This window comes from Actinosynnema sp. NPDC050801, from assembly GCF_040673975.1.
GTDB lineage: Bacteria > Actinomycetota > Actinomycetes > Mycobacteriales > Pseudonocardiaceae > Actinosynnema.
Map to the genome: position 1 here is coordinate 61,355 of NZ_JBFAQZ010000007.1, position 25,077 is coordinate 86,431.

At 72.3% G+C, this 25,077-nt stretch carries 14 protein-coding genes; 5 read left to right on the forward strand and 9 right to left on the reverse strand.

Annotated elements, in window-relative coordinates; translation table 11 throughout:
- Nucleotides 1–21 precede the first annotated feature (21 nt).
- From AB0K14_RS17545 to yhjD, 4 genes are all read left to right on the forward strand, one after another.
- On the forward strand, nucleotides 22–2,541 hold the full coding sequence (locus tag AB0K14_RS17545; RefSeq protein ID WP_360459051.1) for a bifunctional FO biosynthesis protein CofGH: 2,520 nt from the start codon (nucleotides 22–24) through the stop codon (nucleotides 2,539–2,541).
- Nucleotides 2,542–2,703: 162 nt separating this feature from the next.
- Nucleotides 2,704–2,988 carry a hypothetical protein gene (locus tag AB0K14_RS17550; RefSeq protein ID WP_360459052.1) on the forward strand — a complete coding sequence of 95 codons (285 nt, stop codon included), beginning with the start codon at nucleotides 2,704–2,706 and terminating at the stop codon, nucleotides 2,986–2,988.
- A gap of 139 nt (nucleotides 2,989–3,127) precedes the next feature.
- Nucleotides 3,128–4,180 (forward strand): tryptophan--tRNA ligase, encoded by a 1,053-nt coding sequence (gene trpS, locus AB0K14_RS17555; RefSeq protein WP_360459096.1) that lies wholly within the window; start codon nucleotides 3,128–3,130, stop codon nucleotides 4,178–4,180.
- A 64-nt stretch (nucleotides 4,181–4,244) separates the two neighbouring features.
- Nucleotides 4,245–5,216 (forward strand): inner membrane protein YhjD, encoded by a 972-nt coding sequence (gene yhjD / locus AB0K14_RS17560; RefSeq protein WP_360459098.1) that lies wholly within the window; start codon nucleotides 4,245–4,247, stop codon nucleotides 5,214–5,216.
- Between the two features lie 25 nt (nucleotides 5,217–5,241).
- Here yhjD and AB0K14_RS17565 read toward each other — a convergent pair whose 3' ends face one another.
- Nucleotides 5,242–5,586 carry a hypothetical protein gene (locus AB0K14_RS17565; RefSeq protein ID WP_360459054.1) on the reverse strand — a complete coding sequence of 115 codons (345 nt, stop codon included), beginning with the start codon at nucleotides 5,584–5,586 and terminating at the stop codon, nucleotides 5,242–5,244.
- Between the two features lie 216 nt (nucleotides 5,587–5,802).
- Between AB0K14_RS17565 and AB0K14_RS17570 the strand changes: the two genes are divergently transcribed.
- On the forward strand, nucleotides 5,803–7,095 hold the full coding sequence (locus AB0K14_RS17570; protein WP_360459056.1) for a D-alanyl-D-alanine carboxypeptidase family protein: 1,293 nt from the start codon (nucleotides 5,803–5,805) through the stop codon (nucleotides 7,093–7,095).
- A 152-nt stretch (nucleotides 7,096–7,247) separates the two neighbouring features.
- Here the strand turns inward: AB0K14_RS17570 and AB0K14_RS17575 are convergent, their stop codons facing one another.
- The 8 genes from AB0K14_RS17575 to AB0K14_RS17610 form a co-directional block, all read right to left on the reverse strand.
- The gene (locus AB0K14_RS17575) at nucleotides 7,248–8,030 is read right to left on the reverse strand and encodes a succinate dehydrogenase iron-sulfur subunit (RefSeq protein WP_360459057.1); all 783 of its coding nucleotides are present in this window, start codon (nucleotides 8,028–8,030) and stop codon (nucleotides 7,248–7,250) included.
- Nucleotides 8,030–9,781, reverse strand: a complete 1,752-nt coding sequence (gene sdhA / locus AB0K14_RS17580; RefSeq protein ID WP_360459059.1) for a succinate dehydrogenase flavoprotein subunit — start codon at nucleotides 9,779–9,781, stop codon at nucleotides 8,030–8,032. Before sdhA ends, AB0K14_RS17575 begins: the two co-directional genes overlap by 1 nt.
- Nucleotides 9,782–9,806: 25 nt before the next feature.
- Nucleotides 9,807–10,217 carry a succinate dehydrogenase hydrophobic membrane anchor subunit gene (locus tag AB0K14_RS17585; RefSeq protein WP_141980443.1) on the reverse strand — a complete coding sequence of 137 codons (411 nt, stop codon included), beginning with the start codon at nucleotides 10,215–10,217 and terminating at the stop codon, nucleotides 9,807–9,809.
- A 2-nt stretch (nucleotides 10,218–10,219) separates the two neighbouring features.
- Complete coding sequence (gene sdhC / locus AB0K14_RS17590; RefSeq protein WP_360459062.1) at nucleotides 10,220–10,645, reverse strand: succinate dehydrogenase, cytochrome b556 subunit; 426 nt, start codon at nucleotides 10,643–10,645, stop codon at nucleotides 10,220–10,222.
- Nucleotides 10,646–10,887: 242 nt separating this feature from the next.
- The gene (locus AB0K14_RS17595; protein ID WP_360459064.1) at nucleotides 10,888–12,147 is read right to left on the reverse strand and encodes a YrhB domain-containing protein; all 1,260 of its coding nucleotides are present in this window, start codon (nucleotides 12,145–12,147) and stop codon (nucleotides 10,888–10,890) included.
- 54 nt (nucleotides 12,148–12,201) lie between these two features.
- Nucleotides 12,202–22,467, reverse strand: coding sequence for a toxin glutamine deamidase domain-containing protein (locus AB0K14_RS17600; protein WP_360459066.1), 10,266 nt, complete (start codon nucleotides 22,465–22,467; stop codon nucleotides 12,202–12,204).
- Between the two features lie 20 nt (nucleotides 22,468–22,487).
- Entirely contained in the window at nucleotides 22,488–24,152 is a 1,665-nt protein-coding gene (locus AB0K14_RS17605) for a hypothetical protein (RefSeq protein WP_360459068.1), read from the reverse strand.
- 17 nt (nucleotides 24,153–24,169) lie between these two features.
- A complete protein-coding gene (locus AB0K14_RS17610; protein WP_360459070.1) occupies nucleotides 24,170–24,751 on the reverse strand; it encodes a YbaB/EbfC family nucleoid-associated protein in 582 nt (193 codons plus the stop codon).
- Nucleotides 24,752–25,077 lie beyond the last annotated feature (326 nt).

Genomic DNA, 25,077 nt, shown 5'->3' on the forward strand with positions numbered 1-25,077 from the left:
GCGGCACCTAAGGTCGATGTCGTGGCCGTCGACATCTCGATCACCCAGCCGGAACCGACGCCGAGCCCGTCGGCGATGCGACGCGCGTTGCGCCGTGCCGCCGACGGCGCGGTGCTCGACGTCACCGAGGCCGCCGTGCTGCTGCACGCCCGCGGTGACGACCTGGACGCGCTGCTGGAGGCCGCCGGCCGGGTGCGCGACGCCCACCTGTTGGCGGAGGGCCGACCGGGTGTCGTCACCTACAGCCGCAACGCGTTCATCCCGCTGACCCGGCTGTGCCGCGACCGCTGCCACTACTGCACGTTCGCGACCGTGCCGCACCGGCTGCCCGCCGCGTTCCTGGAGCGCGACGAGGTGCTCGACATCGCCCGCCGGGCCGCCGCCCAGGGCTGCAAGGAAGCCCTCTTCACGCTGGGCGACCGGCCCGAGGAGCGGTGGCCGCAGGCCAGGGAGTGGCTGGAGGCGCGCGGGTACTCGTCCACCCTCGACTACGTGCGGGCCAGCGCGATCGCCGTGCTGGAGGAGACCGGCCTGCTGCCGCACCTCAACCCCGGCGTGCTGAGCTGGGAGGAGTTGCAGCGGCTGCGGCCGGTCGCGGCCAGCATGGGGATGATGCTGGAGACCACGGCCGAGCGGCTGTGGTCGGAGCCGGGCGGCCCGCACTACGGCAGCCCGGACAAGGAGCCCGCGGTCCGGCTGCGGGTGCTCACCGACGCGGGCCGGGTGAACGTGCCGTTCACCACCGGCATCCTGATCGGCATCGGCGAGACGGTCACCGAGCGCGCCGAGTCGCTGCTGGCCATGCGCGGCGTCGCCCGCCAGTACGGGCACGTCCAGGAAGTGATCATCCAGAACTTCCGGGCCAAGCCGGACACCGCGATGCGCGGGATGCCCGACGCCGACCTGCACGAGCTGGCCGCCACGATCGCGGTGGCGCGGCTGGTCATGCCGACGTCCACGAGCGTGCAGGCGCCGCCGAACCTGGTCGGCGGCGAGTTCGGCCTGATGCTGCGCGCGGGCATCGACGACTGGGGCGGCGTGTCGCCGGTCACGCCCGACCACGTCAACCCGGAACGGCCGTGGCCGCAGGTGGACGCGCTCGCCGGGCACACCCGCGAAGCGGGCTTCGACCTGCGTGAACGCCTCGCCGTCTACCCCCGGTACGTGACCGCGCCCGCCGGCCAGTGGATCGACACCCGGCTGACCGCGCACGTGTCCGCGTTGGCGCGCGAGGACGGGCTGGCCGAACCGGCCGCCCCGGTCGTCGGCCGCGAGTGGCAGGAGCCCGACGGCGGGCTGGACACCTACGGCCGGGCCGACCTGAACACCGCCATCGACACCGAGGGCCGCACCGGGGACCGGCGTGGCGACTTCGACAGCGTCTACGGCGACTGGGCGTCGCTGAACGTCCCCAAGGCCGTCGAACGGCTGCCCGAGGACACCGCGCGCGCCCTCAGGCTGGCCGCCGACAGCCCCGGGAAGCTGCTGGACGACACCGACGCCGCCATGGCGCTGCTCACCGCCGACGGCGCGGCCCTGGAGACCATGGCCCGGTTGGCCGACGAGCTGCGCGCCGAGGTGGTCGGCGACGACGTCACCTACGTGGTCAACCGCAACATCAACTTCTCCAACGTCTGCTACGTCGGCTGCCGGTTCTGCGCGTTCGCCCAGCGCGAGCGCGACGCCGACGCGTTCCGGCTGTCCGTGGCCGAGGTGGCCGACCGCGCCCAGGAGGCGTGGGACGCGGGCGCCACCGAGGTCTGCATGCAGGGCGGCATCGACCCGAAGCTTCCGGTCACCTACTACGCCGACGTCGTGCGCGCGATCAAGGCGAGGGTGCCGGGCATGCACGTGCACGCGTTCAGCCCGATGGAGGTCGTCAGCGCGGCGGCCAAGGCGGGCGTGAGCGTGCGCGAGTGGCTGACCGAGCTGCGCGACGCGGGCCTGGACACCATTCCCGGCACGGCCGCCGAGATCCTGGACGACGACGTGCGGTGGGTGCTGACCAAGGGCAAGCTGCCCGCCGCGACCTGGCTCGACGTGGTCGCCACCGCGCACGAGGTGGGCATCCGCTCCTCGTCCACGATGATGTACGGCCACGTCGACCACCCCGGCCACTGGCTCGGGCACTTCCGGGCGCTGGCGGCGCTCCAGGACCGCACGGGCGGCCTCACCGAGTTCGTCGGCCTGCCGTTCGTGCACCGCAACGCCCCGATCTACCTGGCGGGCGTGGCCCGGCCCGGACCCACCCGGCGCGACAACCGGGCCGTGCACGCGTTCGCCCGGCTCGCCCTGCACGGCCGCGTGGACAACATCCAGTGCTCGTGGGTCAAGCTGGGTGACGAGGGCACCGCCGAAGTGCTCCGCGGCGGCGCCAACGACCTCGGCGGGACGCTCATGGAGGAGACCATCAGCCGGATGGCGGGCTCCGAGCACGGCTCCGCGCGCACCGCCGGGCAGCTGCACGCCACGGCGGCGTTGGCCGGTCGCCCGGCCCGGCAGCGCACTACGACATATGGCCGAGTGGACGTGGTGGGGTAGCCCCCTGCGGGCGGGGGCGGGCGCGGCTGTGGTTAGTCTGCCGCCGGCCGCGTTTACCCGAACCGAACATGCCAGCCCCACAGCTTCGGTAGGTTCTCGGCCGTCCGTCAACAAGGATCACTCCTCCGTGGAGTGGCACGGTGTTGGTGAGGAGGCTGGGCAGTGCGCGGTCGCTTTGCGGTCCTGGGTCTGGTCCTGGGCGCGGCGTCATCCCTGGTCGTCGAAGGTGTCGCGGTCGCGGCCGACGGCGCGGTGGCGGCTCCCGTCTCCCTTGAGGCGCCGGTCGGCATCGCCGCGGTGGCGTTCGGCGTGATCGGTCTGGTGGCCGGCCTGGTCCGCCACCGCAGGGGCGCGGTGGTGCGTGCGGCGGTCAACGAGCCCGTCGCACCCCGGGCGACCGTCGGTGACGGCGCGGTCGAGGTGCGGCCCGCTACCACCGGGGTCTGATCGGCCTGGGAGAATCACTCCCGTGGTCGTCGAGAACCCCCGTGAGAACGCCCCTGGCGATGCCGTCGGCCGGCCCGCCGAGCTCCAGGCCGACCGGGCCGGGCAGGCGGAGCAGTCCGAGCAGGCCGCCCCGGCTCCGGTGAGCCGTCCCCGCGTGCTGTCCGGCATCCAGCCGACCGCGAGTTCGTTCCACCTCGGCAACTACCTCGGCGCGCTGCGCCAGTGGGTGGCGTTGCAGGAGACGCACGACGCGTTCTACTGCGTCGTCGACCTGCACGCGATCACCGTCGAGCAGGACCCCAAGGTGCTGCGGCAGAACACGCGCGTGTCGGCCGCGCAGTTGCTCGCGCTGGGCATCGACCCCGACCGCTCGTCGCTGTTCGTGCAGTCGCACGTGCCCGAGCACGCGCAGCTCGCCTGGGTCATGCAGTGCCTGACCGGGTTCGGCGAGGCCAGCCGGATGACCCAGTTCAAGGACAAGTCGGCGCGGCAAGCCGCCGGCGGAGCCGGCAATCGGGCCGCCGACGGCGGAGCCGGCAACCAGACGACCGGGGGTGTCGGCGTCGGCCTGTTCACCTACCCGATCCTGCAGGCCGCGGACATCCTGCTGTACCAGGCGCACCACGTGCCGGTCGGCGAGGACCAGCGGCAGCACCTGGAGCTGACCCGCGACCTGGCGCAGCGGTTCAACACCCGGTACGGCAAAACGTTCCGGCTGCCCGAGCCCTACATCGTCAAGGACACCGCCAAGATCTACGACCTGCAGGACCCGACGTCGAAGATGTCGAAGTCCGTGCCGGCGGGCGTGGTCGAGCTGCTGGACGACCCGAAGCGGTCGGCCAAGAAGATCCGTTCGGCGGTCACCGACACCGGGCGCGAGATCGTGTACGACCCGGAGCGCAAGGCGGGTGTGAGCAACCTGCTGGTGATCTACTCCGCGTTGACCGGTCGATCGGTCGAGTCACTGGTCGCCGACTACGACGGCAAGGGCTACGGCGACCTGAAGAAGGACCTCGGCGAGGTGTTCACCGAGTTCGTCACGCCGGTGCGCGCGCGGGTGGCCGAGTACCTGGACGACACCGCCGAGCTGGACAAGGTGCTGGCGCGCGGCGCGGAACGGGCGCGTTCGGTCGCGGCGAAGACCCTGGCCCGGGCCTACGACCGGATCGGCTTCCTCCCGACTGGCGAGTGATCACCTCACCGGTTAGCTTTTCCGGGTGGCGGAAAACGCTGGGACCGAGTCGAAGCTCGACCGGATGCGCCGGCAACGGCCGTGGCTGGACCACCTGTTCCGCGCCGCCGCGCGCTACACCGAGAGCTACGGGGCGCACTACGCCGCGGCGGTGACGTACTTCAGCGTGCTGTCGCTCGTGCCGATGCTGATGATCGGCTTCGCGGTCGCCGGTTTCGTGCTGGCCTCCGAGCCGGCCCTGATCGAGGAGCTCAAGGCGAGCATCGCCGAGGCCGTGCCCGGCTCGCTCGGCGACACCATCAACAAGATCGTCGAGCAGGCCATCGACTCCAAGGGCACGGTCGGCGTGCTCGGCCTGCTCACGGCCGCCTACTCCGGCCTGGGCTGGATGAGCAACCTGCGTGACGCGTTGACCGCGCAGTGGGGCCACGCCAAGGAGGACCTGCCGGTCCTGAAGACGGCGCTGAAGGACCTGCTCGCCCTCGTCACGCTCGGCGCGGCGCTGGTGGTGTCGTTCGGCCTGACGGCGGCGGGCAGCGGGCTCGCCGAGCTGGTGCTGCGGTGGATCGGCCTGGACGGCGTCGGGTGGGCCGAGGCGCTGCTGAAGATCGGCACGATCGCGCTGGGCCTGGTGGCGAACTGGCTGGTGTTCCTGTGGGTGCTGGCCAAGCTGCCGCGCAAGCCGTTCAGCCTGCGCAGCGCCGCGAAGGGCGCGGCCGCGGCGGCGGTGGTGTTCGAGGTGCTCAAGCAGGGCGGAACGCTCTACCTGAGCACCGTCACGTCGTCGCCCGCGGGTGCGGCGTTCGGGCCGGTCATCGGTGTGCTGTTCTTCGCGAACCTGGTGGCCCAGTCGCTGCTGTTCATCACGGCCTGGACGGCCACCGCGCGGGAGAACCTGCTGCGCGACCCGCCCGTGCCGCCGCCACCCGCGGTGATCCGGCCGGTGGTGGAGGTCAGGTCCGGCCCCAGCCCGCGCGCCGCCGCGGGGCTGGTCGGCGCGGGGCTGCTGCTGGGCGCGTTGTTCCGGCGGCGTTGAGGCCGTCGTCCCCGGCGGTCGAGGCCTACGTCCAGAAGACGGCGATGCCGACGTTCACCACGACCAGGCCGGCCAGTACGGGCGTGAGCCAGGCGGCGGGCCTCTTCTTCAGGTTGACCGCCACCAGAGCCGCGATCACGACCAGGACCAGGAGCTTCACCCCGACCTTGATGTTGTTGTAGTCCTGGTCGGTGAGCGGGGCCAGGCCCATCAGCGCCACACCGGTCAGCAGCTGCAACGCGCTGCCGTGCAGCCAGCCCTTGTTCAGCGGGGCGTCGGCCCCGGTCCGGCGCTGGACGAAGAACATCGCGATCAGCATGCCCATGCCGAGCAGGTGCAGGAACACCAGCAGTAGGCGCACGAACTCCACGGCGGAGCCTCCAGGTGTGGTGGGTTATTCGTTCTCGGTGCTTCCGACGGCGCGCAGGCCGCGTGCGCCCGACATGCCGGTGACCGTGCCGAATGTGAGCGACGCGACAACGAGCGGCAGGTGCGCCGACGCGGACGTGCCTCGGGAGAGCCTCACCGGAGCAGTATCGGACGTGGCGGGTGCAGGTCACTCATCCGGGGTGGCTAGCCTGGGCAGGTGCGTTCCTCCGCGTTCCGACGGCCCGTCGCCCTGGTCCTGGCTGCTTGCGCGCTGATGGCCGGCGCGTCGTTCGTGGCCGCACCGGTCGTCGCGGCCCAGCCGGCCTGCGAGAACAAGGTGTCCCCGCCCCCGGCGGTCGACACGTCCGAACAGGTCGCGCCCGGTGAGAAGCCTCCACCCCCGATCGAGGTACCGGAAAGCCCGATCGGGGGACAGCGCCTCGGCGAGTGCGGCCTCGTGCTGCCGCCGAACGCGCCGGTGCCGCCCGACGGCATCACCGCCCGGACGTGGCTGCTGGCCGACATGGACTCCGGCGCCGTGCTGGCGGCGGTCGACCCGCACGGTCGGCAGCGGCCCGCGTCGGTGATCAAGGTGCTGCTCGCCATGGTGGTGGCCAAGGAGCTGGCGCCCGACGCCACGGTGGCGGCGACGCCGGAGGACCTCGCGCAGGAGTGCACCTGCGTCGGGCTGCGCGTCGGCGCCGAGTACACCGTCGAGCAGATGCTGCACGCGCTGGTGATGGCGTCGGGCAACGACGTGGCGCACGCGCTGGCCCGTCGGCTGGGCGGCGTGCCGTCGGCGATCCGGAAGATGAACGCGCTGGCCGCCGAGCTCGGCGCGTTGGACACGCGGGCCGTGACGCCGTCCGGGCTGGACGCGCCGGGCACCTCGACGTCGGCCTACGACGTGGCGTTGATCTACCGCGAGGCGATGAAGTACCCGGACTTCGTCAAGGCCGTGCGGACCCAGCGCATCGACTTCCCGGCGGCCAACGGCAACGGGACCGTGCCGATCGTCAACGACAACCGGCTGCTGACCACGTACAACGGTGCGCTGGGCGGCAAGTCCGGGTTCACCGACGACGCGCAGCACACCTACGTCGGTGCGGCGGAGCGCGGCGGCAAGCGGCTCGTCGTGGTGCTGCTGCGGGGTCAGCAGCAGCCGACCAGGCTGACCGACCAGGCGGCGCGGCTGCTGGACTACGGGTTCGCGCTGGAGCCGTCCGCGTCCGGCAACCCCGTCGGCCGGTTGGTCGAGGGCGCGGCGCAGGCGAAGAAGAAGACCACCGAGCCCCGGCCGACGCCCACCAGCGCCGGTGTCGGCGAGGTGGCCAACTCCACGCCCGACGGCACCCAGTCCTCCGCGATGCAGACGGCGTTCGGCAACGTGGGCGGCCCGATCACCGCCGTGGCCGGCCTGGGCCTGGTGCTCGCCTTCGTCATGTACCTGCGCAGCCGCCGCGCCAAGGCCGCCCGTGCCGCCCGCGCCGCCGCCCAGCAACGCTCCTGAGCGTTCAACTCGGGGTACGCGAACGTAGGACACGCGCGTTCCGAACGTAGGACACGCGCGAGAGTCCTACGCCCAGACCGCGAAAGTCCTACGTTCGGGTGTGCTGAACGTAGGACTCTCGGGGCGTGAGCGTAGGACTCTCGCGAAGTGCGTCAGACGCGCTTGAAGAGCAGGGCGCGCTTCACTTCCTGGATGGCCTTGGTGACCTGGATGCCGCGGGGGCAGGCGTCGGTGCAGTTGAACGTGGTGCGGCAGCGCCACACGCCGTCGACGTCGTTGAGGATGTCCAGGCGCTCCTCGGCGCCCTCGTCCCGGCTGTCGAAGATGAACCGGTGCGCGTTCACGATCGCCGCCGGGCCGAAGTAGGAGCCCTCGGTCCAGTACACCGGGCACGACGTGGTGCACGCCGCGCACAGGATGCACTTGGTGGTGTCGTCGAACCGCTCGCGGTCGGCGATGGACTGCACCCGCTCACGCGTCGGCTCGTTGCCGTACGTGATGAGGTACGGCTTGACCGCCTTGAACGCCTCGAAGAACGGCTCCATGTCGACCAGCAGGTCCTTGTGGACCGGCAGCCCCTTGATGGGCTCGATGGTGATCGTGGTCGGCTTCCCGCCGGACGCCAGCAGGTCCTTCAGCAGCACCTTGCACGCCAGCCGGTTCACGCCGTTGATGCGCATGGCGTCCGAGCCGCAGATGCCGTGCGCGCACGACCGGCGGAACGTCAGCGTCCCGTCGAGGTACCACTTCACGTAGTGCAGCAGGTTCAGCACGCGGTCCGACGGCAGGGCCGGGATCTCGAACGAGTCCCAGCGCGGTTCGTCGTCGAACTCCGGGTTGAACCGGCGCACCTTCACGGTGACGGTGATCGCGCCGTCCGGCACGGGGGGCTGGTTCCCGCGCGAGCCGGTGGACACTTCAGCGGTAGCGGTCATCAGTACTTGCGCTCCATCGGCTGGTACCGGGTGAACGTCACGGGCTTGTAGTCGAGCCGGATGTCGGCCGCCAAGCCGTCGCCCTGCTTGTAGTACATGCTGTGGCGCATGAAGTTCGTGTCGTCGCGGTTCGGGTAGTCCTCGCGCGCGTGACCGCCGCGGGACTCCTTGCGCGCCAGCGCGCCCACGACGAGGACCTCGGCCAGCTCCAGCAGGAAGCCGAGCTCGACGGCCTCCAGGAGGTCGGTGTTGAACCGCTTCCCCTTGTCCTGCACGGTGATCCGCTGGTACCGCTCCTTCAACGCCTGCACGTCGTGCAGCGCCGTCTTGAGCGTGTCCTCGGTGCGGTACACCGACGCGTTGGCGTCCATCGTGGCCTGGAGCTCGGTGCGGATGTCCGCCACGCGCTCCTCGCCGTGCTCGGACAGCACCAGCGCCACCTGCGCCTCGACGGCGGCGGCCGGGTCCGAGGGCAGCTCGACGTGGTCGTGCGCCAACGCGTACTCGGCGGCGGCGATGCCCGCACGGCGGCCGAACACGTTGATGTCCAGCAACGAGTTCGTGCCGAGCCGGTTCGCGCCGTGCACGGACACGCACGCGCACTCACCGGCGGCGTAGAGGCCGGGCACGACGTTGTCGTTGTCCCGCAACACCTCGCCGTGCACGTTGGTCGGGATGCCACCCATCGCGTAGTGCGCGGTCGGGTAGACCGGCACCGGCTCCTTCACCGGGTCGACCGCCAGGTACGTGCGGGCGAACTCGGTGATGTCGGGCAGCTTGCTCTCCAGCACCTCGGCGCCCAGGTGCGTGCAGTCCAGCAGCACGTAGTCCTTGTTCGGACCGGCGCCGCGGCCTTCCAGCACCTCCAACGCCATCGACCGGGCCACGATGTCGCGCGGCGCCAGGTCCTTGATGGTCGGCGCGTAGCGCTCCATGAACCGCTCGCCCGAGCCGTTGCGCAGGATCGCGCCCTCACCGCGGGCGCCCTCGGTGAGCAGGATGCCGAGGCCCGCGAGACCGGTCGGGTGGAACTGGTAGAACTCCATGTCCTCCAGCGGCAGGCCCTTGCGGAACACGATGCCCATGCCGTCGCCGGTCAGCGTGTGCGCGTTGGACGTGGTCTTGAAGACCTTGCCGAAGCCGCCGGTGGCGAACACCACGGACTTGGCCTGGAACACGTGGATCTCGCCGGTCGCCAGCTCGTAGGCGACCGCGCCCGTGCACACCGGGCCGTCCTCGGTCTCGGTCATGCAGATGTCGAGCACGTAGAACTCGTTGAAGAACTCGATGCCGTGCTTGACGCAGTTCTGGTACAGCGTCTGCAGGATCATGTGGCCGGTGCGGTCGGCCGCGTAGCACGCCCGGCGCACGGCCGCCTCGCCGTGGTTGCGGGTGTGACCGCCGAACCGCCGCTGGTCGATCTTGCCCTCGGGCGTGCGGTTGAACGGCAGGCCCATCTTCTCCAGGTCGAGGACCGCGTCGATGGCCTCCTTCGCCATGATCTCGGCGGCGTCCTGGTCGACCAGGTAGTCACCGCCCTTGATCGTGTCGAAGGTGTGCCACTCCCAGTTGTCCTCCTCCACGTTCGCCAGCGCGGCGCACATGCCGCCCTGCGCGGCGCCCGTGTGGGAACGCGTGGGGTAGAGCTTGGTGAGCACGGCCGTGCGGGCGCGCTGGCCGGACTCGATCGCCGCGCGCATCCCGGCGCCACCCGCGCCGATGATGACGACGTCGTACTTGTGGAACTGCATGGCTCTGTGCACTCCCCGCAGCGGGTCAGTCGGTGATGTTCGGGTCGAAGGTGAAGATCACGTACGTGCCGAGGGCGATGATCAGCACCATCGAGACGTAGAGCAGCACCTTGAGCCAGAACCGGGTCGCGTCCTTGCGGGCGTAGTCGTTGATCACGGTGCGCAGGCCGTTGCCGCCGTGGATCTGGGCCAGCCACAGCATCGCCAGGTCCCAGAACTGCCAGAACGGCGAGGCCCACCGGCCCGCGACGAAGCCGAAGTTGATGCGGTGCACGCCGCCGTCGAGGATGTTCATGATGAACAGGTGCCCGAGCACCAGCACCACCAGCGCGACACCCGAGATGCGCATGAACAGCCAGCTGTACAGCTCGAAGTTGCTGCGGCGGGCGGCGGGGCGGCGCGGTGCGCGCGGCTTGGCCAGGGTCAGTTCGCTCATGTTCAGTGACCCCCGCCGAACAGGTCGGCAACCATGCGGACCGTCATGTAGTAGGTGCCGGGGACCATCACCAGCACCCAGACGCCGAGCACCGCCCACAGCATCTGCTTCTGGTAGCGCGCGCCCTTCTCCCAGAAGTCGACGAGCATCACGCGGATGCCGTTGAGCGCGTGGTAGAGGACCGCGCCGACGAGGCCGACCTCGAACAGGTTGACGACCGGGTTCTTGTAGGTCTCGATGACCTTGTCGTACGCGTCCGGCGACACCCGCACCAACGCGGTGTCCAGGACGTGCGCGAACAGGAAGAAGAACGTCAACACACCGGTGATGCGGTGGGCGACCCAGGACCACATCCCCAGGTCGCCGCGGTAGAGCGTTCCGCCCCCTTTAGAGGTGCCCGCCCGCTCGGGTGCGGTGGTGCCGGCCATGCGCAACGGCCTCCAGCGTCAGTGGTGGACTGGTCTCCGGTACGTGCGTACTCGGACCTTGACCCTCGGATGCTAGACCCGCGTGCGCCACCCGACCCAACAGCCCGACCCGTCTGTGAGCGACGAGACACCGGGTGGCCGCTGGATCGATTCGGCTCACACTGCCAGGCGCTCCGCTGTGCGGCTTCCGTCCCTCGGACGGGTGACATGCACCGTCCACTGCGGACTCGCCGGGAGGGGCGTCACTGGTAGTAGACGACGTGCAGGGCGCTCGTGCCCTCGTCAGACGGTGTGAAGGAGGTCGCGGTCGTGCCGTCGGCCAGGTGGAGGCCGCCTTCCGTCCGGCGCGCGTTGACCAGGTGGCCCACGGACTCGCGACCGCGGCGGTCGTGGCGGCGGATCCAGATCACGGCGGCCGTGCCGACCGGGCGGGTGGCGAAGTCGGCCAGCACGTCACTCCACCGGGCGTGGGTGGTGGTGTCCGTCACGTCGCCCAGGCGGGCGAGGGTGGGCGCGAACCAGGCGGCGGGGCCGGGCGCCGGGGGTGCCGGCAGGTCCGCCTCGCCCGCGTCCCAGCGGGACAGCCACTGCCAGGGGTCGGCGTTGGGCAGCGCGAAGGGGGTGCGGCCCGGGTCCTTCGGCACGACCAGGGCCGCGTCGAGCATCTGGTCCCGGTGGTGCCCCGAGGATCGGAAGGCGCGGGTCGTGCAGGCGAACAGCCAGCCGTTGGCCAGTTCGTCCTCCGGGGACGGGTCCACCAGGACCACCTCGTCGCCGTAGGCCCCCGCCAGGTGCTGCTCGGCCGCGCGGACGGCGGCGGCGAAGTCCAGTTCGGACACGACCGGCCGCGGCCGGTGGAAGCGGGCCAGCAGGAGGCTGCCGACGGTCGCCGTCTCCAGGTCGGCGAGCGTGCCCCGCATCGCGTCCAGCACGGCGACCTCGCCGTTGTCGTTGTGCGCGTAGAGCAGGTGGCCGGTCACCTCCACGCCCACCAGCTCCCGCCGCACCCAGATGACGCCCCTGGTGTCCGGTCCGCCGGCCCGCACCGCCTCGACCGCCTCGGGCCACGTCGCGCAGGTCGCGACCTCCGCCTCCGGGAAGTGCCCGGTGCGGAGCCGGTCCCACCAGCCCGGCCGTTCGTCGGTGGGACGCCACGGCAGCGCGGAGGCCGGGGCGCGGTCGACGGCCGCGTCCAGGGCGATGACGCAGTTGCGCGCGTTGACGCGCCTGGTCCAGTCGGCTTCGACCGGCGCGCGCCAGGCCGCTGCGTCCTCGTTCAGTCCCAGGTCGTCGAACGGGCGGTCGTTGGGCAGCGGGTACGGGGCCTCGCCGGTCGTCGGCACGGCGATCGCGGCGGCCAGCATCGGGTTCCGGCTCTCGCGGAACCGGCAGCCGAAGACCGCGACCCGCGGCGTCTCCAGCAGCGGGTGCCTGCTGGACTTCACCGTGCCGGCGTAGACCCGGTCGAGCCACTGGTCGGCAGTGTCTCGTGCTTGCGTCACGCGCACCTCATCGGTTCCGGAGGACTGCTGCTGTGGTTCGGTCGTCCGACGACGCTACGGGACGGAGCCGGTCGTCGGCGCCGCGGTGACCGGGGGCGTGACCGGCGGCGGGACCGGCTTCGGCAGGTCCGGCAGCGGGATGAACTGGATCTTGACCGCGTCGCGCTCCAGCTTGGCGGGGCGGTGGTTCTGCGAGTCGAAGAACGTGAGGCCGACGCCGTCGTTCCAGGCGTTGAAGACGTGCCCGCTGCCGTCGGCGCGGGTGATGCCGACGCTGGCGTGCCGGCCCGGCTGCGCGGCCAGGTAGTCGACCACCTCGTGGTAGTTCGCCACGACCTGGAACGTCGACTTGAAGGTGCTCTCCAGGTACGCGCCCGACGCCGGTGCGGGTAGCGGCGGGGCGGTGGCCGGGCGGCCGTGCAGCGTCTGGTGGGTGGCGATCACGCACTCCGTGCAGTTGACGTCGTGGCCGGGGACGTTGTTCTCGAAGTTCGTCCGGTTCACGTTCGACAGGCCGGGGTAGGCCGTGTTCGCCCACGTGGCCGCGGCGCTGTCGTCGGCGAACGCGGCGAAGTGCTTCGTGCCCGCCGGCAGCCACTTGGCCAGCTCGGCCGCGTGCTCGGCGTCCTGCCTGGCGTTCAGCCCGTCCTCCGCGGCCTTGCGCTCGGCGGCCTGGCGGGCGTCGAGCGCCGCCTCGGCCTGCTGCTGCTCCAGCAGCTGCTTGGCCTTGAGGTCCTGCTCCGCCTTGAGGCGCTCGGCGTCCTGCTGGACCTTGAGCTGCTGCGCGGCCTGCTGCCGTTCGGCGAGCTGCCGCTGGTCGAGCTGCTGCTCGGCGGTCCGGCGCTCGGTGTCCTGCTGGAGGCGCAGGTTCTGCTCGACCCGCAGCCGCTCGGCGGCCTGCTCGTTGTCGAGCTGCTGCTCGACGTTGCGCTGGACGGCCGCCTGGTTGATCGCGACCTGCTGCCGGACCTGGTTCGGGTCGAACGACCCGGGCGCGACGGCGAGCTGCTGCTGGATCTGCGCCTCCACCTGGTTGCGCTCCAGCTGCTGGTTCGCCAGGACCTGGGTGGCGACCTGCTGCCGGTGCGCCTGCTGGTTGGTCGCCAGCTCCGCGGAGACGCGGTTGTACTCGGCCAGGAGCCGGGCGGCGAGCGCGTTGCTCTCGCTGACGCGGTCCTGCTGCTGCTTGGCGAGCAGGTTCGACTCGGCCTTGAGGCGTTCGGCGTCGAGCTTCGCGGCCACGGCGGCGCTCTCCGCGGTGACCTCGGCCTGCTGCTTCGCCTTGAGCGCCAGCCCCTCGGCCTGCTTCTCGGCTGCCTGACGGGCCGCGACGGCGTTGCTCTCGGTGGTCCGCTCGGACTGGTGGCGCGAGGCGAGGGCGGCGGCGTCGGCGTCGCGCTTGGCGGTGGTGCTCGGCGTGCTCGACGTGCTCGGGGTCGACGTGCCGGCGCTCGGGGTGGGCGTGCCGCCGGCGGGGGGTGCGCCGAAGCCGCGCGCGGCGGTGGCCGCCGGTGCGCCGAAGGTCTGCGCGACCAGCGGCGGCGCGGAGGTCGAGCCGGACCGGGGGCCGGTGGTCGCGGGGGCGGGCGCGGAGGTGCCGGCGGACGGGGTGTTGAACGCCGCCAGCTCCCGGTCGGCCCCGGTCTTGCCGTGCCACCAGTTCGCCTGCCGGACGTCGGCCGCGTCCTGCTTGCGGGCCAGGTCGGTCTGGGCGGCGGTGATCCGCGTCTCCAGGTCGGCGCGTTCCCGCACGGCCCGCTGGTGGTCGCGCTCGGCCGTCTGCCTGGCCTGGTGGGCGTTGTCGCGGCCTTCGGTGGCGTCCTGGACGGCCTGCACCAGGCCCGGCCGCACCGGGTCGGGCGCGGTGTTCGGGTCGACGTTCGGCACGGTGCTCGCGTCGGTGTTCGGCGCGGTGTTCGGGTCGGTGTTCGGCGCCGCGTTCGGGTCGGTGCTCGGCGGGTTGGCCCGGTCGTGCCGGGCCAGGGCCGCCTCGGCGTCCCGCAAGGTGGTGTCCGCCGTCCGGGCCTCCTGCGACCGGGTGTCCAGGACGGTCCGGCGGTTGGTGACCTCCGCGTCCGCGGCGGTGCGCTGGGCGAGCAGGTCCTGCGCCTGGTGGCGCGCGGCCTCCACGGCGGCCTCCGCGGTGCGCCACGTCTTCGCCGCGTCCCGCACGCCGTCCTGCGCGGTCGCCAGCGCCGGCGGGACGGTGCGGCCCAGCGTCGCCTCCGCGTCCGCCAGCGGCATCCGCAGGTCCACCGAGTCGGGCACGGTCAGGTCGTAGACGCCGACCTTGCCGCCGCCGAGGTCGGCGACGAACCGGTACTGCACGGTGAACTCCACCAGGCCCGTGCGCCCGGTCGGCTTCAGGTTCTGCTGCGTGCCGCTGATCGGGCCGCCCGAGTCGGCGGTCGAGTCGTCGCTGGTGTGCTTGAACTCGGGGAGGGCGAACGCGGAGTTGGCCGAGTTGACCAGGTCCGGGTTGCCCTGCGCGTCGTCCGCCTTCTTGTTCACGCCGCCCGTCGGCGCGACGACGACGTCCCCGCTCTGGGTGTGCTTCGCCTCGGACGTGGTGGTGTGCGTGGTGGAGGTCGGGTTCTCCAGCTTGACGCCGTCGCTGAGGGAATCGAGCCGGGGGTCGACCAGCTTCGCGTACACCTTCAGGTCGGCGTGCTGAGCCCTGCCGAGCGTCGCCTCGTGCAGGCCCGGCACCTCCAGCAGGCCCTTCGCCATGCCGGGCAGCATCGACTGGAGCGTCTCGGAGCTCAGCGTGGACAGCAGCGAGTTCAGCGAGCCGGTGCCCTTGCCCGTGATGCCGGTGCCCGCGCCTGCGCGTTCGAGCGCCGCGATGGCCGCCATCCGCACGTCCTGGACGCCGCGCATCCCCTCGACCGACGTGCCGGCGGGCACCTCGTGGCCGCCTTGCTTCCAGGCGTCGATGCTCGCCTGCGACGCCTCGGCGGCCGGCCGGCTGGTGGCCTCCGCGCCGTACGGGCGGCGGTTGTCCGGCACGTCCGGCGAGTCCACCCGGACGTTGTCGGCGTGCAGCCGGACGGTGATCGGCGCTTCGTCGGCCTTGACCCGGCCGACCTCCTTGTCGCCCTTGTGCACCACCAGTTCGAACTCGACCGGCACCTCGTAGCGCACGGCCGGGCCGGTGGCGGCGTGCTTGTGGCCGAACAGCTCGGTCGTGGTGTCGGTGGTGGTCTTGCTCTGCGAGAAGTTGAGGCTCGCGCCGACCGCGCCGCCGACGGCGGGCGACTGGCCGTTGCGCACGTCCGGCAGGTGCTGGCCGCCCGCCCTGGCGTTGACGCCCCAGGAAGAGCCCTTGGTCACGGCGTCGGAGTTCTTGTTCGAGCCGGCCAGGATGTGCTCCACGTCGCGGCCGTCGTTGACCGCCTCCAGGAACTTCGGCTGCCCGACCTTGGCCTTCAGCGTGACCTGGTAGGTGTCCTTGCCGATCACCGTGCCCGGCTTGTGCAGCAGCAGCGGCACGCCGCCGTCCACCGCGGAGTCGATCAGGCCCTTGACGCTCGTCGGCGAGGTCAGGTCGACCAGCCGCTGGAGGTTGCGCATCGAGTCGTCCAGCACCGAGTCGGGGATGAGCCTGCCCCTGGTGTTCTGGTTGACCACCGTGGTGAGCTGCGCGACCACGGTGGACAGGTCCGGCACGTCGTCCACCAGGCTGAGGCCGAGCCCGCCGGGCTCGCCGGGGTTGAGCCGCTTGGGCGGCCGCATCCGGCCGTGGTCCGGCGAGTCGTGCGGCGGCACGTCGTCCAGCAGGCCCATGTCCCGCGCGACCTGCTCGCTGACCCGCACGAACACCCCGCCGGGCAGGGTGACCGTCCCGCCGTTGGCGCGCGGCGTGCCCTTGTAGATCGCGTTGCCGGACCGGCTCTCGCCGACGATGGAGAAGTCCGCGTCCATCTGCACCAGCACGGTCCGCTCACCGGACGGGCGGACCAGCTTGCGGTCGACGTTGCCGCCGACCTCGCGGGCCGTCGTCGCGGTCTTCGACCACGGCGTCCACTTCGCACCCGCGGTGAACGTCGCACCGCCCTGGGGCGTCGCGTCGTTCGGCTTGCCGCCGAGCCCGACGCCCGCCGAGCCCTCCACCGACCGGCCGTGCGCGACGCTGTCGCCGGCCTTGGACCCGCCGGTCGTCCACGTCTCGACCGGCGTGGTGTCCGAGGTGGACACCAGCTTCGGCTTGCCCAGCTTGACGGTCACGCCGATCGCGCCGGTGCGGTCGGTGACGCGGCGGTCGAACCGCAGGCTGTCCTCGACCATGCCCGTCTCGGCCATCCTGCGCAGGTTCGCCTTGAGGTTCTCCGGGCTGAACATCCGGTCGATCTGGGCGCGCGCCTCCGTGCCGGGCACGGTCAGCGACCCGTCCGCGCCCGCCGAGGTGTTCAGCAGCTCGATCGCCCTGCCCCGCAACGCCTCCGCGTTCGCCACGGCCTCGACGTGCAGCCACTCGTGGCGTGGCGGACGGGTCGTGCCCGGCTTGAGCAGGGTGGAGATCGTGGTGTTCGGCGGCAGGTCGCCGTCCACCGGCTTGCCGGGCTTGAAGTCGGCCGACGGGGTCTTGAGCGCGGAGCCGTCCGGCACCCACAGCTGCACCCTGCCGCCGATCTGCGGCAGGATCTTCGGGTTGTCGCGGGCGGTCGGGTCCAGCTGGTTGTTCAGGTCGACCGTCCGGACGGCGGTCTTCTCCTTCGGCACCTTGAGGAACGGCGAACCAGGCGTGACCCGCTTGACCCACGACTGGTTGCGGCTGAACGTGGTGATCTCGATGTCGAACTCGACGTCGTGCGCGAACACCTGCGCCTTGGTGTCGCCGACGTTGAGCGCCACGTCGTTCACCACCGGACCGGCGGCGGTCTTGTTCGCCGTGGTGCTGCTGTACTTCACGGCCGCGTTGCCGGTGGGGGCGAGCGCCGCGGTGCCCGGCTTGACGTTCGCGCCGCCACGACCCTCGACGCCCGCGCTCCAGCCCTTCGTCGTGGTGGTCGCGCTGTCCAGCTTCGGCGCGGAGGAGGACAGGCCGCGCACCTGGCGGGCGTCCGCCTCGCCGAGGTGCTTGCCCTCGCTCAGCCTGGCCTTGACCGTGACGTTGACGAAGTCGTTGGTGGCGAAGCCCTGCCGCTTGAGCTGCACCTGCACGCCGGGACCGAGCAGGCTGTCCATCTTCGCCCTGAGCGCGGTCGGCGACAGCTCCGCGTCGAGCTTGCGCTGGTTGTTCAGCATCTCCACCACGTCGGCGAAGTTCTTGCCGTCCGCGCGCGGGTCGGTGCCGCGGTTCCACTCGGGCAGGAAGCCGTCGAAGTCGGGCAGGCCCCTGAGGGCGTTCTCGACCTGCGCCTGCACCTGGTTCGCCGTGGCGAACTCGCCGACGCGGATGTTGCCCGCCGCGAGGCCCTCGGCCAGGTAGGGCGGTTCGAACCGGGTGTCCTGCGTGCCCGGCTTGGTGATCGCGGTCGGGGTGCCCGCCGGCACGGGCAGGCCGTGCGCGCCCGCCTCCGGCAGCCCGAGCCGCACGTGCGCGGTCGCCGGGATGGTCACCGTGTCGCCGTTGGGCGTGCGCACCTCGACCTCGACGGTCACCCTGTACAGGCCGGTCTGCCCTCCGACCTGCATGCCGGCGCGGTTGACCGAGGTGACGCCCGCCGAGGAGCTCTCGGAGGTCTTGGCGGACGCCGAACCCGTGATGCCCGCCGTGCCGATGGGCACGCCCGGCGTGCCGACACCGCCGCCGACGGCCGCGTTGACCTCGACGCCGGAGCCGGTGGTGGCCGTGACGCCCGTGTTGGTGGTCGCCGTGTCGTGCATCCGGAACTGCGTGCCGCCGTGCGTGCCGACGAGCTCGGCGTCCACCAGCTTCGCCTTCATCTGCACGGCTGAGCCGTACGCCGAGTGCGGGCTGGTCAGGTTCGGCGAGGTGACCCAGCCGTTCAGCATCACGTGCAGGTTGTCGCGGATGTTCGTGGCGCCGAGGAAGTCCCGGAGCACCGTGCGGCCGTCCGCACCGGGCTTCGTGACCGACGGGTGCAACTTCGCCGCCACGTCCCTGAACGCCTGGTCCGCGTCGATGCCCGTGACCGCCTCGGGCACGAGGTGCTCGACCTTCGCGCCCCACGCCGCGTCCGCGGGCCGCACCGTGCCCAGGGTGTTGTCGGTGTTGGCCAGGTTGCGCAGGTCGTCCGGGATCTGGAGGGCGACGGTGGTCCCGTCGGTCCGGACGTCCGTGTCGCCGACGACGACGCCCTGCGCGTCGGTCAGCGTGACCCGGTACGTGACCGGCACGTCGTGCTTGGTCGAGCTGTCGCCGCCGCGGACCTCGCGGTCGTCCAGCGCGGATGTCGTGGCGGTGTTGCCGGTGACGGGGGTGGAGAGCGTGGTCTTCACGCCGACCGTGCCGTACGCGCCCATGCCCTGGCTCGCGGTGGCGTTGAGGGAGACGTCGTTGCCGGTGGTCAGGCTCGTGGTCGTCGTGGTGGTCGCGCCGCTGTCCACCCGGCTGTCGACCTTGGCGGGTGACGCCGTGCCGGGGGCCGTGGTGGGTTCGAGGACTGCGGTGACCTTGGCGTCGTAGGAGTTCTTGCCGACCTGGACCTGGAAGCTGCGGCCGTTGCCGAGGAAGGACTCGAAGTTGTCGCCCAGTGCGTTGCCGATGCGGTCGAGGCCCCGCGGCGCCACGCCGTTCACGGTGGGCAGGAGGCTGTTCACCGCGGTCACGACCTGGTCCGTGCCGCGCACGTCGTTGACGGCGACCGAGCCGAGCGCCTGGTTGTCCTGGAAGAACGACGGCAGCGGCACGCCCGGCAGCACCGGGGGCAGCGGGCCGGTGGGCGGGACGTTCGGCGGCGGGATCGGCGGCTGCGCGGGCGGGATGCCGCGGCTCGACGGGGCAGGCGTGGTGGTCGGCGGCGTGGTGGGTGGCGCTGTGGTGGGCGCTGTGGTGGTGGGTGGCGTGGTGTCCGCGGGCGGTGCCGGCGGTGCGGAGGCGTCCGGGGGCAAGCCGCGGGTGCCGGGGACGTGGTTCGGGTTGAGGATCTTCGGGCCGAACGTGCTCGGCGGGGGCGGTGTCAGTGACAGGTGTGGCTGCACGACCGGCTCGGCGGACACGATGAACTCCGGCTTGACGCCGCCGGGGAAGACGATCTCGTTCTCGCCCGGCTTGGCGGTCTTGTCACCGAGGGTGGCGTTGACGTCGACACCCGCGCCGGCGGGCGTGGCGATCTCGTAGCGCCACATGCCCGGACGGCCCCACTTGCCGCCGATCCAGACGTTCTTCGTGCTGCCGACGAACATCGTTTCTTTGTTGGCGGACTGGTAGGTGGACAGGTCGCCGTCGGTCCGCCCGCCGGTGCGGGGCTTCATCCCCTGGACGAACGGGCCGTTCGGGTCGATGTTCCCGTCCTCCGTGACCGGCGGGCGCGTGTCGAACCGGTAGAGCGGGTCGGGACTGGTGTTCCAGACCGGTGTCGGCCGGATCGCCTCCGGGGTGACGTGCGGGTCGGCGGCGTAGGGCTTGACGTTGGGGTGCTCGGTCGCCGGCGGCGGCGTCGGGTCGACGATCTGCCACCGCCGCACCGGCGCGCCGGGGAGCATGACACCGCCCGGAGGTGGTGGCGGTGGGGGAACCGCACCGCCGGGGAGGGGTGGTGGCGGCGGTGGCGCGTTGGTGTTGCCGAAGCCGGGTGCGGGCGGGATGCCGGCGCCCGGCATGGGCGGGGGTGGCGGCGGGACCGGGCCGCCGACCGGGGGTGCTGTCGTGTTGGGGAGCGGGAGCGGGGGCGGTGGAGGAGGCGGTGGCGGGATCGGGCCGCCGACCGGGGGTGCTGTCGTGTTGGGGAGCGGGGGCGGTGGGGGAGGCGGTGGCGGGACCGGGCCGCCGACCGGGGGTGCTGTCGTGTTGGGGAGCGGGGGCGGTGGAGGAGGCGGTGGCGGGACCGTGCTGCCGGCAGGCGCCGCCGACGGCGGGACCGTGCCGGCGGGAGGCACCGATCGTGTGGCCGGTGGCGTGGTGTTGGCCGGTGAGGGCTGGGTGTTCGGCTGAGGTGCGGCGGGCGCGGAAGAGCTGGTGCCGGCCGGGCTCGGTGACTGCGGTGCGCTGACGGTCGGTTTCGGCGCTGGCGGTGGCGTCGAGGGCGAGGCGGCCGGGGCCTTGGTGATGGTGCCGTCACCGACGGGCGGCTTGGCGGCGTCGAACACACCCTTGTCCGACCCACCGGTGAACTTGCCCGGACGGTCCGTCGACGGGCTCGCAACCGGAGCGCCCGCGACGGGAGGTGCCGCCATCGGGGGCGCGGCCGGTGCGCTCACCGGGGGCGCGGGTGTGGCGGCCGGCTTCGGACCGGCCGCGGGCGGAGCCGTGCTGGTGCCCGGCCCGTTGTTGGTGGGGCTGCCGGCGGCCGGGCTGTTGTGGATCGGCCCAGTGGCGGTCGGCCCAGTGGCGGTCGGCCCACTGGTGGTCGGCCCACTGGTGGTCGGGCTGCCGGCGGTCGGGCTGCTGGGAGTGGGGCCGCCGGGATTCGGGGCGCCGGGATTCGGGGCGCTGGGATTCGGTGTGCTGATGGTCGGTTTCGGCGCTGGCGGTGGCGTCGAGGGCGAGCCGGCCGGGGCTTTGGTGATGGTGCCGTCGCCGGTGGGCGGTTTGGGTGGGTCGAAGACGCTCTTGCCGGGTCCGCCGGTGAACTTGCTGGAGCGGTCGTTCCCGCCAGCGCCGGGGGTACCGCCGGGGGCCATCGGTGCGCCGGCCATCGGGGGTGCCGCCGGAGGGCTCACCGACGGTGTGGCGCCCGTGGGCGACTTCGGGCTCGTCGACGGGGCTGTTGCGGCGGTCGGCGCGCCGGTGGTGGGTGCGCCGGTCGTCGGTGAGGTGATGGGTGGCGGCGTGGTCGTGGAAGGAGCGCCGATCGTGGGCTTCGGGGCCGGCGGTGGCGCGGACGGCGAGCCGCCCGGGGCCTTGGTGATGGTGCCGTCGCCGGTGGGTGGCTTGGGTGCGTCGAAGACGCTCTTGCCGGGTCCGCCGGTGAACTTGCTGGAGCGGTCGGTCCCGCCTGCACCGGGCGTGCCGCCGGGAGCCATCGGTGCGCCGCCCATCGGGGGCGGCGTCGCGGTCGGTGTGCCGGGCAGCCCACCGCCGATGCCCCGGGCCGCGGTGCTCCCGCCGGGGGTGGTGGCACCCGCACCGGTCACCGGGCCGGCTCCCGGTGTCGGACCGCCCTTGACCGCCGGTCCACCACCCGGTGCGCCACCCGGCGCACCGGGGACACCGCCGACCGGCCCGACCGAAGGCCCGCCCGGCGACTTCGACCCACCCGGCACGGTCGGTCCGCCGGTGCCGGGGACACCGCCGACCGGCCCCACCGGAGGCCCGCCCGGCGACTTGGGCCCACCCGTCCCGTGGGGACCGGTGGCGCCGGGAACGGCGGTGATCGGCGTGACCGGAGGCCCGCCGGGCGCCTTGGACCCACCCGGCAGGGTGGGGCCCGTGGCGCCGGGCACGTTCCGCACCGGGCTGACCGGAGGCCCACCCGGGGTCTTGGTCCCGGCGGGCCCGTTGGGGCCCGTGGCACCCGGCACGTTGGCGACCGGCGTGACCGAGGGCCCACCGGGTCCCTTGACCCCGCCCGGTCCGCTCGGCCCGGACGCGCCGGGCACGTTCGTGATCGGCCCGACGGATCCGGCGGGCCCCTTGACCCCGCCGGATCCGTTGGGCCCCGACGCCCCGGGCACGGTGGTGACCGGCGTGACGGCAGGTCCGCCCGGCCCCTTGGTCCCGCCGGGTCCGTTCGGCCCGGACGCGCCGGGCACGTTCGTGATCGGCGTGACGGCGGGCCCACCCGGTCCCTTGCTCCCGAGCGGCCCGGTGCCGGGGGAGCCGGGTGGTCGCTGGGCGTTCGAGTTCGGGTCGATCTTGGTGAACTGGTCCTTGCTGAACTGGTCGTTCTGCACGTGGGTCTGGAAGGTCGCCTTCAACCCCGACTGCACGTTGCCCATCGCGGTGGAGGCCTTGTTCGCCTGGTCGACCGAGGCGTCGTTCGAGTTGTTCAACGCGGGCACCGCGACGATCCCGATGGGACCGAGCGCGTTGGGCGCGAGCTTCAACCCCTGCAACCCGCCGGAGATCGTCGCGAGCCGCTCCTGCAGGCCGCCGGCCCTGCTCTGGAGGTTCTGCATGGACGATTCGTTCACGCCGAACCCGGAGTTGCCGGCCGGCCCGCCGCCGGGCGGCGGTGGCCCCGGCGGCGGTGACGACGTGCTGCCCGAGCTGTTCGGGTTCGGGTTGGCGTCGACGCCGCCACCGCGTGCCATAGCTGCTTCTCCGGGTTCCGCTACCGCTGGACTTGACTGGTGGACGTCCCGCCGGACCCGGACGAGGACTGCGCGTACCGCGACTGGTAGTCGTCGTAGCTCGACTTCGCCGCCTCGCCCGCCGACTTCGCGTCGCCCACCGCCTGCTCGACGGTGCGGCCGGACTGCTCGGCCCGGCGCGAGGCCTCCTCGGCGGCCTTGATGTCGGCCTCGTCGCCCGACGCGAACGCCTTGGCGTTGGCCTCGGCCGCCGCGGCGTTGGCGGCCGCGTAGTCGGCGTTGGCCTGCGAGTACCTGGCGTTGGCCTCCTTCGCCGCGTCGTTCTTCGCCGACATGTCGCTCTCGGCGGCCGTGCGCCCCGGGTCGTCCTGGCCGGGGTTGTTGCGCTTGTACTCCTCGTACGCGGCCTCGGCGGCGTCGTCGGCGGGCTTCGCCGCGATCAGCGCGTCGTTGCTGGTCTTGGCCGCGTCGGCGACGTCCCGGCTCTCCTTCGCGGCGGTCTCGGCCGCCTTCGCGGCCTCCGAGCGCAGCGCGTCCGCCTCGCCCTTGGCCGACTCGTACCTCGCCATCGCGGCGTCGTACCCGGCCTGGTCGCCGCGCGCGGCGGCGGCGTTGGCCTCGTTGATGGCGGAGCTGACCTTCTCGTTCGCGGCGGTGGCCTGCTTCGAGGACGCGTTCAGCGCCTCGTTGGCCGCCTTGGCCTCCGCGGCGGCCGTGGCCTCCGCCTCCTTGGCCTGCTCGTACTTCCTGGCGGCCTCGTCGGCCTTGGTGTTGGCCGCGGCGACCTTGTCGTCCTGCACGTCCTTGGCCAGCGCCTTGTCGATCTCGCGGTCGACGCCCTTCTGCGCCTTCCACGACTCGTAGCCGACCTCGGCCACGTCGGCGATGTTCTCGAACCGCTTCCAGCCCTTGCCGACGTTCTCGGTGATCTCGTCGAGGTTCTTGATCCGACCCATCTGCCGGCCCAGCGCCGCGACGACCTTGGCGATCCGGGACGCGATGTTCACGCCCAGCGCCACCGCCTTGCCTACCGCGACACCGATGAACGCGACGATCGACGCGCCGAAGGTGAAGAACGCGGCGGCGGCCGCGACGATCGCGCCCGCCAGCAGCGACCCGAGCAGCTGGGCGATCAGGTCGCGCACGATGTCGCGCAGCACGGACACCAGCACGCCGCAGATCGCGACGATCTTGGCCTTCTGCTCGACCGCGTTGGCCAGCGAGTCCAGCTCCTGGCCCATCGACTCCATGTTCTTGCGGAACGCGTCGGAGGCCGCGCCGGTCCACCCCTCGGCCGTGGCCAGCTCGCGCCGGTGGTCCTCGGCCAGCACCCGCAGCTCGGCGGCCTGCTTCTTGGTCGCCTCGACGTTGGCGTTGATCTCGTCCGGGTCGCCCATCAGCTGGTCGAGCGGTTCCTTCAGGAACGACACGTGCTCGATCAACCAGCCGATGCCCGCGCCGAGGATCGTGCCGAACGGGTCGACCGCCAGCATGGCCATGGACGACGCCGTGCCGATCGCGGCGAACGTGATGTCCAGCGCCTTCTCGGTCTCGGTCTCCGCGTCCTTGCCGATCGTGGTGATCATCTCGTCCCAGGCCGAGATGAACAGGGAGCCCTTGAACTTGTTCTGCTCGGTGATCTCCATGCCGGGCGGCGCGGCGATCGGGGTGTCGGGGGTGGTCATCGGTCAGGATCTCCTCGTCACCAGGGCTGGTTCTCGTCGTCCTCGTCGTCGCCCGGACGCTGGGGGCGCGCCGGGGACGAGGGCATCTGCGGCTGCCTGCCGGGCGGGGGCGGGAACGGCGCCGAGAACGGCGGCGACTGCGGGGGCGGGAACGACGGCGAGTGCGGGGGCGCGAGCGGGGCCGGCGGCACGGGCGGCCGCACGGGCTCGGGCTCCGGCGCGGCGTACTCGCGCTCGGCGTAGTCGGTGCCGCCGTCGACCTCGTCGTCCGGCATGGCGTCGCTGACCATCCGCATCGCCTCGGTGCCCTCGCCCAGCGGCTCGAACGCGGCCATCACCTGCTGCGCGGCCTGCTTCTGCGCGACCTTGGCCGTCTGCATGATCAGCGCGGTGAGGCGGGCCGAGCCGAGCTCGGTCGCCCGGTGGCCGAGCTGGATGTTGAGCAGGCCGCCGTTCGGGCCGACGGTGATGGTCACGGCGCCGTCCGGGCTGGACGCGGTGGCCTGCGAGTTCTCGAAGTTCTCCTGGAGGTCGGCCGACTTGCGCTGGAGATCGGCCAGCTTCGCCTCGAAGTTGTCCAGCCACTGCTGGGGGTCCAAGGTCAACCTCCTAGGGGGGATATCGGTGCAGGGTGAAGTGCACCGGACCCCACCAACGCCGCCCCAACGCCGCACCAACGGGTTAACCCCTGCGGGCCCCCGAACCAGATCGGCTCACGTTTCCCGATCGGCCACTTCACCCGATGCGCGCATTGACAGTCAGTAACCGGCTACGACGCGGGGAAATCGGCGGATCACTACGAGTGGCGGAGTCGCCTGATCGCACCAACGATTAGGTCACGTGCGGACCGGTCCGTGCGTGGGCGTCATTACTACGGGGTACGGTTCGCCACTCGGAAGCCCCGACGCTCGCTGTCGGGATGTGT

What these genes read in the sequence shown, in the direction of transcription:
- yhjD (WP_360459098.1), top strand. Translation starts at nt 4,245, where the DNA reads ATGCGCCGGCAACGGCCGTGGCTGGACCACCTGTTCCGCGCCGCCGCG.
- AB0K14_RS17575 (WP_360459057.1), bottom strand. Translation starts at nt 8,030, where the DNA reads ATGACCGCTACCGCTGAAGTGTCCACCGGCTCGCGCGGGAACCAGCCC.
- sdhA (WP_360459059.1), bottom strand. Translation starts at nt 9,781, where the DNA reads ATGCAGTTCCACAAGTACGACGTCGTCATCATCGGCGCGGGTGGCGCC.
- AB0K14_RS17585 (WP_141980443.1), bottom strand. Translation starts at nt 10,217, where the DNA reads ATGAGCGAACTGACCCTGGCCAAGCCGCGCGCACCGCGCCGCCCCGCC.
- sdhC (WP_360459062.1), bottom strand. Translation starts at nt 10,645, where the DNA reads ATGGCCGGCACCACCGCACCCGAGCGGGCGGGCACCTCTAAAGGGGGC.
- AB0K14_RS17600 (WP_360459066.1), bottom strand. Translation starts at nt 22,467, where the DNA reads ATGGCACGCGGTGGCGGCGTCGACGCCAACCCGAACCCGAACAGCTCG.
- AB0K14_RS17605 (WP_360459068.1), bottom strand. Translation starts at nt 24,152, where the DNA reads ATGACCACCCCCGACACCCCGATCGCCGCGCCGCCCGGCATGGAGATC.